Origin of the sequence: Lacrimispora sp. (genome assembly GCF_032078915.1) — a bacterium.
GTDB lineage: Bacteria > Bacillota > Clostridia > Lachnospirales > Lachnospiraceae > Lacrimispora.
Genome location: NZ_DAMAUN010000003.1, coordinates 96,341 through 109,924, shown reverse-complemented (window position 1 = coordinate 109,924; position 13,584 = coordinate 96,341). Strand labels below are relative to the sequence as shown.

At 45.1% G+C, this 13,584-nt stretch carries 13 protein-coding genes and 1 pseudogene; 3 read left to right on the top strand and 11 right to left on the bottom strand.

Translation table 11 applies throughout. From position 1 onward, the window contains the following. Nucleotides 1-24: 24 nt before the first annotated feature. The 3 genes and pseudogenes from RT269_RS02500 to coaBC all read right to left on the bottom strand — a co-directional run bounded on the left by RT269_RS02500 (nucleotide 25) and on the right by coaBC (nucleotide 3,769). Nucleotides 25-1,614, bottom strand: a pseudogene (locus RT269_RS02500) (peptide chain release factor 3). A gap of 125 nt (nucleotides 1,615-1,739) precedes the next feature. After that, nucleotides 1,740-2,555 (bottom strand): alpha/beta hydrolase, encoded by an 816-nt coding sequence (locus tag RT269_RS02495; protein WP_313180417.1) that lies wholly within the window; start codon nucleotides 2,553-2,555, stop codon nucleotides 1,740-1,742. Then, nucleotides 2,552-3,769: a bifunctional phosphopantothenoylcysteine decarboxylase/phosphopantothenate--cysteine ligase CoaBC gene (gene coaBC, locus RT269_RS02490; RefSeq protein WP_313180416.1), complete on the bottom strand. Its 1,218-nt coding sequence runs from the start codon at nucleotides 3,767-3,769 to the stop codon at nucleotides 2,552-2,554. The genes RT269_RS02495 and coaBC overlap by 4 nt, the downstream gene beginning before the upstream one ends. 84 nt (nucleotides 3,770-3,853) lie before the next feature. Between coaBC and RT269_RS02485 the strand changes: the two genes are divergently transcribed. Continuing rightward, nucleotides 3,854-4,624 carry a type III pantothenate kinase gene (locus RT269_RS02485; RefSeq protein ID WP_313180415.1) on the top strand — a complete coding sequence of 257 codons (771 nt, stop codon included), beginning with the start codon at nucleotides 3,854-3,856 and terminating at the stop codon, nucleotides 4,622-4,624. A 108-nt stretch (nucleotides 4,625-4,732) separates the two neighbouring features. Beyond that, nucleotides 4,733-5,509 carry an RNA polymerase sporulation sigma factor SigG gene (sigG, locus tag RT269_RS02480; protein WP_025233499.1) on the top strand — a complete coding sequence of 259 codons (777 nt, stop codon included), beginning with the start codon at nucleotides 4,733-4,735 and terminating at the stop codon, nucleotides 5,507-5,509. 144 nt (nucleotides 5,510-5,653) lie between these two features. Here the strand turns inward: sigG and RT269_RS02475 are convergent, their stop codons facing one another. The 8 genes from RT269_RS02475 to ulaG form a co-directional block, all read right to left on the bottom strand. Further along, entirely contained in the window at nucleotides 5,654-6,361 is a 708-nt protein-coding gene (locus RT269_RS02475; RefSeq protein ID WP_313180414.1) for an L-ribulose-5-phosphate 4-epimerase, read from the bottom strand. A 10-nt stretch (nucleotides 6,362-6,371) separates the two neighbouring features. Then, nucleotides 6,372-7,421 carry a hypothetical protein gene (locus tag RT269_RS02470; RefSeq protein ID WP_313180413.1) on the bottom strand — a complete coding sequence of 350 codons (1,050 nt, stop codon included), beginning with the start codon at nucleotides 7,419-7,421 and terminating at the stop codon, nucleotides 6,372-6,374. 14 nt (nucleotides 7,422-7,435) lie between these two features. Continuing rightward, nucleotides 7,436-8,278 carry an L-ribulose-5-phosphate 3-epimerase gene (locus tag RT269_RS02465; protein ID WP_313180412.1) on the bottom strand — a complete coding sequence of 281 codons (843 nt, stop codon included), beginning with the start codon at nucleotides 8,276-8,278 and terminating at the stop codon, nucleotides 7,436-7,438. Then, a complete protein-coding gene (locus tag RT269_RS02460; RefSeq protein WP_313180411.1) occupies nucleotides 8,278-9,048 on the bottom strand; it encodes a DeoR/GlpR family DNA-binding transcription regulator in 771 nt (256 codons plus the stop codon). The genes RT269_RS02465 and RT269_RS02460 overlap by 1 nt, the downstream gene beginning before the upstream one ends. Nucleotides 9,049-9,151: 103 nt before the next feature. Next, a complete protein-coding gene (locus RT269_RS02455; protein ID WP_100304261.1) occupies nucleotides 9,152-9,463 on the bottom strand; it encodes a PTS sugar transporter subunit IIB in 312 nt (103 codons plus the stop codon). A gap of 23 nt (nucleotides 9,464-9,486) precedes the next feature. After that, a complete protein-coding gene (locus RT269_RS02450) occupies nucleotides 9,487-10,977 on the bottom strand; it encodes a PTS ascorbate transporter subunit IIC (protein WP_313180410.1) in 1,491 nt (496 codons plus the stop codon). 18 nt (nucleotides 10,978-10,995) lie between these two features. Beyond that, nucleotides 10,996-11,451, bottom strand: coding sequence for a PTS sugar transporter subunit IIA (locus RT269_RS02445; RefSeq protein WP_313180409.1), 456 nt, complete (start codon nucleotides 11,449-11,451; stop codon nucleotides 10,996-10,998). Between the two features lie 18 nt (nucleotides 11,452-11,469). After that, nucleotides 11,470-12,573 (bottom strand): L-ascorbate 6-phosphate lactonase, encoded by a 1,104-nt coding sequence (gene ulaG, locus RT269_RS02440; RefSeq protein WP_313180408.1) that lies wholly within the window; start codon nucleotides 12,571-12,573, stop codon nucleotides 11,470-11,472. A gap of 513 nt (nucleotides 12,574-13,086) precedes the next feature. Here ulaG and RT269_RS02435 point away from each other — a divergent pair. Next, complete coding sequence (locus RT269_RS02435) at nucleotides 13,087-13,581, top strand: MarR family winged helix-turn-helix transcriptional regulator (RefSeq protein ID WP_313180407.1); 495 nt, start codon at nucleotides 13,087-13,089, stop codon at nucleotides 13,579-13,581. Nucleotides 13,582-13,584 lie beyond the last annotated feature (3 nt).

Below are 13,584 nucleotides of genomic sequence, written 5' to 3'. Positions count from 1 at the left end.
GGAACGACTCACAAAGCGTTTTTCTTAGTTGTGGCCGAATTCAGAAAGCTTTAGTCCCGGATTACGCTCCAATACCATGCCAACGCTCCAGCTGTTGACAAACAAAAGAAGAGGATTGTCCTTTAAATCCTTGATCCGTTTCATATCGGACGTACCCTGGATCTTTGCTACATCAATTTCTTCTTTGTTCACGATCCAGCGGATATATTCATATGGAAGCTTCTCAAGCCTGACTTCCACATTATACTCATTTTCCAGACGATAGGTCAAAACCTCAAACTGCAGTTCTCCCACGACTCCCACGATGATCTCTTCCATTCCGGTATTAAATTCCTGGAAGATCTGAATGGCACCTTCCTGTGCGATCTGGTTTACGCCTTTGATGAACTGCTTTCTTTTCATGGTGTCCATCTGCCGCACTCTTGCGAAATGCTCTGGTGCAAAGGTTGGAATCCCCTCATATTCAAATTTTTCATTGGATTTGCAAAGGGTATCTCCGATGGAAAAAATGCCCGGATCAAAGACTCCGATAATATCACCTGCATAGGCCTCTTCCACGATCTTCCTGTCCTGGGCCATAATCTGCTGCGGCTGGGACAAACGCAGTTTTTTGCTGCCCTGGACATGGTTTACCTCCATGCCTGCGTCAAACTTGCCGGAGACGATACGCATGAATGCAACACGGTCTCTGTGTGCCTTATTCATGTTGGCCTGGATCTTAAATACAAAAGCGGAAAACTCCTCTTCAAATGGGTCTACGACTCCTGTTGTCGTCAGTCTTGGCAGCGGAGAAGTTGTCATCTGAAGAAAGTGCTGAAGGAATGTCTCTACCCCGAAGTTTGTGAGAGCAGAACCGAAAAATACAGGAGATAAGTCTCCCCTGCCGACCCGGTCCATATCCAGTTCATCACTGGCGCCGTCAAGCAGCTCAATATCCTCCATAAGCTGCTGGTGATAGCTTTCTCCGATCATTGCATCCACCTGGGCATCTCCCAGCTGGACTTCTGTAGCCTCCACTTCCTTCTGGCCGTTCGCAGTCGCCCGGAAAGTGGTTATGGTTTCCTTAAAGCGGTCATAAACCCCTTTAAATTCTCTTCCGCAGCCTATGGGCCAGTTGACCGGACAGGTCCTTATTCCAAGCACTTCCTCGATCTCATCCATCAGTTCAAATGGATCTCTTGCTTCCCGGTCCATCTTATTCACAAATGTAAAAATGGGGATATGGCGCATAACTCAGACTTTAAACAGCTTGATGGTCTGAGCCTCCACACCTTTGGAACCGTCAATGACCATGACAGCGGAATCGGCCGCCATAAGGGTACGGTAGGTATCCTCAGAGAAATCCTGGTGGCCTGGTGTGTCCAGAATGTTGATGCAGAATCCGTCGTAATTAAACTGTAACACAGAGGAGGTGACGGAGATACCTCTCTCTTTTTCAATCTCCATCCAGTCGGAAACGGCATGCTTGGCGCCTTTTCTTCCTTTTACGGTACCGGCCAGATTAATGGCTCCTCCGTAAAGCAGAAATTTCTCCGTCAAGGTAGTCTTTCCCGCATCCGGATGGGAAATAATAGCAAATGTTCTTCTCTTTTTAATTTCTTCCGCTATATTCACAAAAATAGTTCCTCCAAAATTTACGTCTAGATCTCGTCTATTGTAGTATGATTCTAACCATAAGTCAAGATTCTATCTTCCATAGTCAAGCGGATATTCGCAATCCGTTTCGCTGCTTGATTCGGTTAAAAATTAGAAAGCCAGGTTTTTGCAAGAGAAATCCAGCTCTGGCAGGAAGGTTCTAAGAGGGACTCATTGGAGCCTGCGGTTTCCTTGTTGGCCAGAGACAGGCCATGACATCCCGCAGGATAAACATGAAGTTCAAAATTCACGCCATGCTTTCTCATGGCAGAAGCCAGGAGCAGGCTGTTTTCAAGGGGCACGGCGGCATCGGTATACGTATGCCACAGAAAAGCTTTTGGAGTCTTTTCCGTAACAAAATTCTCTAAGGAAACCGCCTCCGTCTCCTCCTTTGCCGCATTCTCTCCCAAAAGACTTAAGATAGAACCGGCATGCTTAAATTCCCCGCTTGTGATCACAGGATAATTTAAAATCATTCCGTCCGGACGGATCTCCTTAGGAGACCGTTTTATGGCTTCCCACACAAAATCCCTGTCCCAGAAGACCCCAAGGCTGCAGGCCAAATGCCCGGCGGCAGAAAAACCGCATGGAACGATTTTATTGGTGTCAACCTTCCACTCTGCTGCGTTCTGCCGGATGAGAGCCACCGCTTCCGCAAGCTCTCTTAAGGAAGTGGGGAAACGATTTGGATCCACGCTGTAATCCAAAACAAATGCATGACAGCCCATGGATAAAAACTGCAAAGCTATGGGCTCACTCTCCCGATCCGACCGCCGGCTGTATCCTCCTCCCGGGAGCACAATAACAGCAGGGCGGAGCATATCCGGGTTCACGCTTATGCTGTCCAGTAAATAACCAGTCAAACACACCGGGCCGGTCAACTGCCCTGGTACAGCGATCTGTCTTTTCTCAATTCTCATAATACCTGCTCCTTCTTTCCCTCATTCTGACGGGTAAATATCTCATCCAGAATGCGATGCGCTACTTCATCTTTTGTCATGGTCTTAAGTGGCAGTTCTTTTTCCCGGGTTATGATGGTAACTACGTTGGTATCTGTTCCAAAGCCGGCTCCCTCCACTTTTAAGTTATTGGCAATAATCATGTCTATCTTTTTTTTATCAAGCTTTACTCTTGAATTTTCCAGCATATTCTGGGTCTCCATGGAAAAGCCGCAAAGAAACTGTCCCTTTCTGCGGTGCTCTCCCAACCATTTAAGGATATCGTCCGTCCGCTCCAGTTCTATAACCATTTCTCCCTCTTTTTTCTTTGTTTTTTCCGTTCCCACATGCTTTGGACGGTAATCCGCCACAGCGGCGGCCTTAATGATGGCATCCTGGGATTCCGCTTCTGCCGTAACCGCATCAAACATTTCTTTTGCGCTGCCAACCTCAATGAGGTGTACAAACCTGGGCTTTGGCGTATCCGTTATCCCGCTCACAAGTGTCACATCCGCTCCTCTTAAAGAAGCCGCCTTTGCCACTGCATAGCCCATTTTCCCTGTGGAATGGTTTGTGATGAACCGGACCGGATCTATGGATTCCCTGGTGGGACCAGCCGTAACCAGAATCTTCTTTCCTGTCAGATCTTTTTCAAAGCAGACCTCTTTTTCAATGAAATCAAAAAGAACTTCAGGATCCGGCATCTTTCCTGCTCCAATATCACCGCAGGCCAGGTACCCGAAATCAGGTTTGATTACTTCCATGTCATAGGACTCACAAATCCTTATATTATCCTGAACAATTGGATTTTCGTACATATTGGTATTCATGGCAGGAGAAATGATTTTCTTGCATCTGCACGCCAAAACCGTGGTTGTCAGCATGTCATCCGCCATCCCATGAGCCAGCTTTGCGATCACATTGGCACTGGCCGGAGCAATCATTACAACGTCAGCAAGCTTGGCAATGGATACATGCTCTACGTTGAACTGAAAATTGCGGTCAAAGGTATCCACCAGGCATTTATTGCCTGTCAATGTTTCAAACGTAATGGGATTAATAAAATTCGTGGCATTCTGGGACATTAAGACATGTACGTTACAGCCCTTTTTTACCAGCATACTGGCAAGTCCGGCTATCTTATAGGCCGCAATACTTCCTGTTACACCCAAAATGATATTTTTTCCTTTCAGCATAAGTGCCTCCCGTTGTTTTTCGTCTTAAAATATGATACTCTACAGTATAGCACAAGAAAAAAAAGTTGGAAAGGAGTTCCCTTTATGATTTTGGCAATTGATATGGGAAACAGCAATATTGTCATAGGCGGCATCGACAATACCGGCATTTACTTTGTAGAGCGAGTTACTACCAATCACGGAAAAACAGAGCTGGAATATGCGGTTAATATAAAAGATATTATGGAAATTCACAACATGCCCCTCTCATCCATAGAAGGGGCGATCCTGTCTTCGGTTGTTCCTCCTCTTACGGATGTGGTCGTGTGTGCTGTTAAAAAAATAACAGGTAAGACACCCATGGTGGTCGGCTCCGGAATGAAGACCGGACTCAACATCAAGATGGACAACCCAAAGACCGTTGGCAGCGATTTAATCGTGAATGCGGTAGCTGCTTTAAAGGAATATCAGACTCCCATCATCATCGTTGACATGGGAACTGCCACTACCATGTCCGTCATTGACCGGAACGGAAACTACTCCGGCGGCATTATATTCCCCGGCCTTAGAGTCTCCCTGGATTCCTTAAGCAGCCGGGCCGCCCAGCTCCCTTATATCGGTTTAAACAAACCGACCAGGGTGATCGGCAAAAATACCATTGACTGCATGAAAAACGGAATCCTTTACGGCAATGCCGCCATGATCGACGGTGTCATCGACCGTATGGAGGAAGAAATTGGGACTTTAGCAAGCCTTGTGGCGACCGGAGGCCTGGCTTCCTCTGTCGTCCCGCTTTGTTATCATAAAATTCATTATGACGAGGCTCTGCTATTAAAGGGATTGCTGGTTCTATATGAAAAAAATAAGCAGGATTAATAATGCCCTAAAAACTGGAAAATAATTTTGATCCGGCTATCGTATAAAAGCCCTCGATTGAGTACATCATTTCTGTATGAGAATAATGAATGATGCGGAGGGAAAGATATGTCTGGATACAAAGTAGAGATTTGTGGTGTCAATACTTCCAAACTTCCTCTTCTTAATAACGAAGAGAAGGAAGTTCTGTTCAAACGGATTCTTGATGGAGATAAAAAGGCCAGAGAAGATTACATCAAGGGAAACTTAAGACTGGTTCTCAGTGTCATACAACGTTTTTCCGGCAGCAATGAAAACGTTGACGACTTATTTCAGATCGGATGCATCGGTTTAATCAAAGCCATAGATAATTTCGATATTACGCAGAACGTCCGGTTCTCCACCTATGCGGTACCCATGATTCTGGGCGAAGTACGGCGTTATCTTCGGGATAATAATTCTATCCGTGTCAGCCGGTCCCTGCGTGATACCGCTTATAAGGCAATCTATGCAAAAGAAAATTTAATGAAGAAAAACTTAAAGGAACCTACCCTGATGGAAATCGCCGATGAGATCGGAGTCAGCAAAGAAGACATCACCTATGCTCTTGATGCCATTCAAAGCCCAGTCAGCCTTTATGAGCCGGTCTATTCTGACGGCGGTGATCCTCTTTTTGTCATGGACCAGATCAGTGACAAAAAGAACTTAGAGGAAAACTGGGTAGAGGACATCTCCTTAAACGAAGCCATGAGACGCCTTCCTGAAAGGGAGCGCCATATCATTGACATGCGTTTTTTTGAAGGAAAGACGCAGACCGAGGTAGCAGAAGAAATCCATATCAGTCAGGCACAGGTAAGCCGCCTGGAAAAAAATGCATTAAAAACTATGAAGAATTACCTTTCTTAGGTAACGGCTTCCTTATAAATACAAGCCCACCTTTCCGCTTAGGAAGGCAGGCTTTTACATATACCGGAGAGATTTCTCCCTCCCTTATGACAGCTTATTAAAAAAAGCTTTCTGATATCCCCTCATTTACTTTGTCTAAAAAATCTATCTTTTATTCTCCCCATTCGTTTGACCATAATATGCATTGGTCCCATGCTTTCTTAAATAATGCTTATCCTGCAGCTCCTGTGGTGCAGGCTTGACATCCGGATTGATCTGTTCACACCGGAAAGCCATTTTGGCTACCTCTTCTAAAACCACCGCGTTATGCACAGCCTCTTTGGGATCCTTCCCCCAGGTGAAAGGACCGTGGTTTTTACAGAGGCAGGCCGGTACAGCCATATACTCTTTGTCCTTAAAATAGTCCGCAATCAGGAGTCCCGTGTTTTTCTCATACCCTTCCTCAATCTCTTCTTTTGTCAGGCAGCGGAGGCAGGGAACTTCTCCGTATATATAATCCGCATGGGTAGTGCCATAGCAGGGGATCCCCCGTCCGGACTGGGCCCAGCTGGTTGCCCAGGAAGAATGGGTGTGCACGATCCCGCCGATCTCCTGGAATGCCTTATAAAGTTCCAGATGGGTGGCAGTATCAGAGGAAGGGTTATATCTTCCTTCCACCTTTCTGCCCTCTAAATCCATAACCACCATATCTTCCGGCTTAAGCTCGTTATACTCTACACCGCTGGGTTTAATGACAAACATGCCTCGTTCACGGTCTATGGCGCTGACATTGCCCCAGGTAAAGGTGACAAGTCCGTACTTAGGCAGTTCCATATTGGCTTCGTAAACAAGCTGCTTTAAGTCTTCTAACATGTTTCACCTCCTATGGTGTAAGTGTATACATGGCAATTTCATCGATTCCATGATTGGTGGATATGATGATCTCTTTTCCATTATTTGTATACTTGTATACGTTAGCAGGACCGCAATTTCGGTCTATGATCTGTGCTTCATAGGATTTCTGCAGGGGATCATAGGTAAATACCAGAAGATCACGTTCTCCCTGCCGGTGTCCGATGACCAGGGCCGGCTTGCCGCACAGCATCCCTCCGAAAATGGCATGGTTGAATTCAGCCGGCTGATCATAAATATAGACCTCCCGGTATTCCCCGTCTGTTTTTTTCCAGATGCTGATTTTATCCCCGTGAAATGGGGAAATCGTGGCTAATTCTTTCTCTCCGTCCTCGTCAAAATCCACCAGCACCGCATCACTTGCCGCCTCGTTTATCAGCCGGCGGATCTCCCATTCCCCAGAGGGCTGCTCCGGCGGAATAAACTGGTATACGCCGCTGTCAGAGGATATAACGCTGGTCTGGAGACCCCCATCTTCTACCTTATAATATCCATGGTTTTTCAGCATGTTATCCTTAATCACCTTCAGCGGAAGCTGATGCTCATGGTTAAATCCGCTTAAATCTTCAGGCAGGACCGCCCCGTATACCTTTCCCGGTACGGACCAGTCATCTTTAAATTCATGGCCTGACTTTAAGGTACATGCAATCAAATAGTGGGTGCCGTTCCGTTCCACAATATGAAACCGGTGGACAAAGGGCAAATCCACTAAGGTCTTTACCTCCCAGCCCTTTTGTTCATCAGGGGTCACTATGACAATTTTTGCTTCCTGGGAATCATTGGGAGAATAGAATTTTTGAGTTGCCAGAAACTGTCCGTCCGTACCCGGAACCTGAACCATGGTCATTGCACCGCCAGGCTCTGTCCAAATGGTGTCTTCTAAATTGCCTTCTGCGTCAAACAGCAGGCAGCGGTCGACTTTTTCCGCCGCAACCAGGATGTGATCGGTTCCTTTGTAACGAAGGGGGGCTATGGAATAGCATTTCGTTAAATTTCCCATCACCTTTTTTTCAATCTTCATTTATTTACTCCCTTTCATTCCTGCTCCCTTAATATTCCGGACATTTTAAGATTTGCCGCAACCAGATCTTCCTTCCAGGAGGGATTTCCCGTATACCAGAATTCCGCCACATAGATTCTGACTCCAAGCTTCCATGCGGTCTCAATGGCCTTTTTAAAGTCCACATGGCCCTCGCCGTAAGGAACCTCACGGAATATGCCTGGTTTCGTCTCTTTTAAATGCATGGCGGCAAGCCGTCCGCTTCCAAGCTTTAAGTCCTCTAATACGTCCGTTCCATTGGTGAACGCAGCATTTGTTATATTCCCTATATCAGGGTAAACATTTAAGTAGACAGAGGAAACCTGCTTCACATATTTCATGGCTTTTTCCACTGTATTCATGAATCCGGTCTCCATGGTTTCAAATGCAAGTACCACACCGGCAGACGCGGCCATTTCGGCAGCCTTTTTTAGGTTGTCAGTAAAATACCGCCTGGTTTCTTCATCAGATTCTTCATAGTACACATCGTATCCGGCCAGTTGGATGATCCTGATCCCCAGATCCGATGCCAGTTCTATGGCCTTGCTCATGATTTCCATGCTTTTTTTCTTGACTTCCGGGTCATGGCTTCCCAGGGGATACTTCCGGTGTCCGCTTAAACACATGGTACCGATGGGAATGCCTGCATCCTTTGTCAGTTTTATCAGTTCCAGACGTTCCTTTTCAGTCATTTCCAGACGTTCCAGTTTCTCCTCAGTTTCGTCTATACTCATTTCCAGGAAATCAAAACCGGCGCTCTTTGCGGCTTCCAGCTTTTCTTTCCAGCTTAATTCAGCCGGCATTGACTTTTCATACAATCCAAGCGTATAGGTTTTCATTAAAAACCTCCTTTTTTCACCTGGTGGATCTGCACTCCAGCCTCCTTAAATTCTTTTAAAATTTCTTTAGGCGCCTTTTCATCCGTAATCAAATGCTGAACTTTGCCTATGCTGCAGCTTGAAAAGCTGCTGTTCTTTCCTATCTTTGTATGGTCGGCCAGGATATACAGCTCGCTTCTTGTGTGTTCGATCATTAATTCGTTTAAACATACCTCATTCATGATCTCGGTCGTCATTCCGGACATAACGGAAATACCGGAACACCCCATAAATGCCTTTTTTGCATAGATGTTCTGAAGATTCCTGACCGCAAGATCTCCTACCATGGCTTCTTTCGGGTAGCGGAGCTCGCCGCCGGTGAGAATGATATTTACCCCGGCTCCATGTTCACTGTTAATCGCTTTTCCATTGTTGGTTATGACCGTCACATTCCTGCTCTTGATAGATTCCAGTATCTGCAGGGCAGTGCTGCTGGTGTTAATAAACAGCGTATCATTATCATCTACCAACGTTGCAGCATAGCTGGCAATCAGCCGTCTGTAAAGTAATATTTCATTTGCCTGCGCAGGGCCCTTTTCAATGGGAATAGCGCCGCCATGACAGCGTTTTAAAAGCTTTCTGTCTTCCAGATACTGCAGATCTCTTCGGACTGTTATCACAGAAATCCCGCATTGTTCTGCCAAGCTGTTCACGGATACCTTGGGACTGTTTCTTACGATATCCAATATATGCTCTCTTCTCTCCTCCACAAGGGCGTATTCTCTTTTCATAGGCTCACCTGCACTTTTATCAATATTTGATTACTGTTTCGATCCACCGTTTATTGGATACCGTCTGCCGGGGAAAAACACCGGCAGACGAGAATTATATTCATTAACCTTCCTGAATGATCCCCTGCTCTTTTAATTTGGTTTCAATCTCCGGAGCAGACATCACATTCTTAAGTCCAACGATCTTAATGCCTTTTTTCTCAGCATCTGCAAACATGTCTTTAAAGTTCTGTGCACAAACCACCACGTCGTACTGAGGAGCCGATCCTTTTCCTTCTGAAAGAGCGCAATGATGCACCTTTGTCGGTTTGATATTATGCTTCTTCAGCACTTTTTCCAAGGTCATCTGTGCCATCAGGCTTGAGCCTGCCCCATTTGCGCAACACACCAAAAAGCTTAAATTTTTACCAGCCACGAGAAAATCCTCCTTAATCTCATTTACTCTTTATTTGCTTTCAATTCTTTATACGCTTCATAATCCTCTGTCATAAGGAAATAGCCCTTTTTATCCTTCCAATACTGGATCTGCGGAATGGCAAGGAGTGCAACCAGTACGATTCCAATACCAATGTAGCTTAAATATTTCATGACCACGGTAAATACCGGCCATACGACCGCCCAGTCCCACATTCCCAAGTATCCGCCATAGGCTGCCATGCCTACCCAGCCTGCAATAAATGCAGATCCGAATACCTGGCATAAGCCGGAGAAGAAGGGAAGAATCAGGGCTGCCTTAAATCCGCCCTTTTCATTTGCAAAAACACCGATGGTAGCGTTATCAAAGAACACCGGAACGAAACCGCATATAACAAGCACCGGACTCTTTAACAGAATCAGCGCAACAATAGCCAGAATCTGTCCGACAAAGCCTGATAAGAATCCCAGGGTCACGGCATTGGCCGCACCAAATCCAAAGATTACGGCACAGTCCACTCCCGGAACAGAGCCGGGGAGAATTCTGTCTGCAATTCCCTGGAACGAAGCGGTCAGCTCCGCCACAAAGGTACGCACACCTAATTGCAGAATTGCCAGATAAACCGCAAAATATAAACAGGTTTGAATGACATAGAAGAACATGCTGGCTCCCTCTTTCATAAACTGTCCTTCAACCAGATAATCCCGGCCAAGGATACAGAGGATCGCTCCGAAGAAGATAACCATTAAGATGGAAGTACAGACCATATTGTCATTAAAGATGGACATAAATCCTGGCAGCTCGATATCTTCAATCTTCCTGATTTCTTTTCCATTGTTTTTCTTGTTTTCTTTCCCAAAGAGCTTGCCTGCAAGATAGTAGCTGAGTGCGACACCGAACATCTGCTGATGAGCCAGACAGAAGCCGGCACCGTCCGTAACCTCCTGGCACGGCTTGATTGTCAGGTTTGATCCTACTGCCCAGTAAGCTCCTAAAAGAAGGGCCATTACCACAAGCATGGCAACTCTTCCATTTAACAGGAACGGACAGGCAAACATGATCAGCCAGTATGCGGTAGCAGCCTGCTGGACCTGTACATTGCCGGTGGTAAACAGTGCCCGGAGCTTGGTGTATTTTGAAAAACGCACAAGAAGAATATTGACAATAAATGCAATGAACAACAGAATCATCGCATCACCAAATCCTTTTCCAAACACTTCCTCAACGCCGGCCGTAACTGCATTCTGACCAAAATACGGATCAATCACCATGGCATTCATCTGGAACCTGTCTTTTAAGCCTACCAATACCGGCCGGAAGTTGTTAACCAATCCGCCGGAACCAACCATTAAGATCAAATAACCCACGATCGCTTTTAAAGTCCCAGCAAGTATATCATACCACGGTTTCCTCAGCAAGATGTAACCAATCATAACGATCAAGCCAATCATAAATGCCGGCTGCTGTAATACGTTTGTGGCAAAAAAAGTCCATACCTTCAATAAAATATCCATAGCATTACCCCCTTCTCCCTAATCCAAATATCGTTCCTGTATTCTCAGTAAATCTTCTGAATCTTTGGCTTTTTTCAGTTCGGCGATCACTTCCTCATTGCCCAGCAGCTCCGATAAACGGCTCATATTATTTAAATGCTGGTCCGGATTACAGGATGCCAGGGTAAAGAAAAGCTGCGCATCCTTTTCCGGGTCCTCTGCGTCAAAGCTGACCGGCTTGTCCAGTTTCATGAAGGCGATTGTGGTCTTATGTACGCCTTCTGCCCCCTCCTGGGAATGAGGCATTGCAATGTCCGGTAAAATGATGATATAAGGGCCGTATTTTTTAATACAGGCAATGATCTCTTCCTTATAATTCTCTTCGACTGTCCCGTCCTCTTCCAGACATTCACAGCTCATCCGAACTGCATCCTCCCAATCCTTTGCTTCTCTGGCAAATTTATAATGTTTCTTCTCCACAAAATCTCTCAGCATGTTTTCTCCTTTTCCTGATTACAAAAGTGAACGGAACGGAATATTCTGAGGTGCTTCAAAGCAATCCTCAAAGCCTCTTTCATGGTGATAAGCCAGCTTGTCCTTGTCTCTGGGATAAACATATTTTCCGCCTACTTCCCAGAAAAACGGATGAAACTTATAATCCAGCCGATCCTTCTTCATATGATAGAGTACCCTGATTTCATTCACATCCGCCATGAAATTGGTCCAAACATCATAATGAATGGGGATTACCACCTTACATCTTAGGGCTTCAGCCATGCGGAGGATATCACAAGAGGTCATCTTATCTGCCATTCCTACCGGATTTTCTCCATAAGAACCAAAAGCAACATCAATGTCATAATCCTTTCCGTGTTTTGCAAAGTAAATGGAGTAATGGGAATCGCCGCTGTGATAAATATTTCCGCCAGGTGTTTTGATCAGATAATTTACCGCCTTATCATCCATATCCATGGGACACTTTCCTGTCAGCTCCTCCCGGTCCGGGCCGGTGGAATCCGTTGTTACAAGGCAGGTCCTGTCAAAGGAATCCAGTGCCACAATTTCAATATCCTTTATCCTGATGCTGTCTCCGGGCACTACCGTAATACACCGGTCCGCCGGAACCCCCCATTTCTGCCACAGTTCAACGGATTTCTTAGGGCCGATAAAAGGAACCGGGATTTCTTTTCCATTCTCATCAACGGTCGTTATATTGCTTTGGATCACATGGGCAGCATATTCCGGGCTCATATGATCCTGGTGGTAATGGGTTGCCAGAACCGCGTCTACATGCTTAACAGCAAACGGATCGAGTACAAAAGGAACCGCCCTTAAATTAGGCTGCATCTTTCTTGCTCCGCACATATTTGCCATCTGGTGACCCACAGCCATCTTTCCGTTTCCGTGAGAACGCTTTCCGTTGCCGCACCACAAATCTACGGTAATGTTGCAGCCGCCCGGTGTTTTAAACCACATGCCCGTACAGCCCAGCCACCACATAGCCACTGTTCCAGGTTCCACTGTCTCATGTTCAATTTCTTCATTCAGCCAGGTTCCCCATTCAGGAAACGTGCTCATGATCCAGCTTTCCCTTGTGATTTCTTCCACTTTGCTCATCCAAACATCCTCCTTAACTTTTTACGATCGTTTTATGATCGATTATGTTCGTATTTGTTTTTACATGTAGATAATAACATTAGAATACCAGTTTTTCAAGAGCGTTAAATGACCGTTTATGTATTATATGTTCGTTTTAAATATTTTGTGCATTTTATATATTTTTACACTATTTATTTATGCATATTTTTCGTTTATATAAAACTTATTATCTCTTTAAATACATTTTTCACAAGATTACACGATTTAAAATTCGCATATAATCATTTCCGTGTAGCTCCACCGCTTTGTATTATGATTATATAATCGAAGCTGCAACCAAGGCATTGTAACTATCTGGTTTAGCAATGAACAATAAAAAGATGCACATCCCCTCGCCCATCAGATAAGAATCCGCCAATATTCTTTAGTAGCTAAAGTATATTGACAGCAGATTCTTTAGGTGCTATACTAAATTCGCAATTAAAACCAAAATCACCCATTGTTTCGTAAAATATTGGAGGGAAAAAGAACATGGAATGTAAATTAATTGGTAACTTATTTGAAGTTATAGCTATGATCACGGATGAGCAGAGAATCCCTCAAATATATAGCGAGTCTAATATGCTTTATCACGCAGAACTGAACCTGATTGACACAATATATGACCATCCCGATGCAAATGCACGTATGTTATCGGAAATTATGGGCGTTACGCAAGGCGCGATTACTCAGATGACGGTAAAACTGACAGAAAAGAAACTGATTGAAGGATATAAAATGCCCGGGAATAAGAAAGAAAAATATTACAGGCTGACAGCGGATGGAGAGCAGGCAAGGCTGAAACATCAGGAATACCATAGTGAAGCCAACCAAAAGCTGTGTCAATATTTCTGTTCTCTCAGCGATGCCAACGCAAGGGTTATTCTGGATTTTTTTGAAAAAGTAAAGGAATGTATGCCTATCAGTGAGTTTGACTGTCAATCAGGCGGCAGCTGCGGAAGAGGTATAGAAAGGAAGGAGGAATAAGAC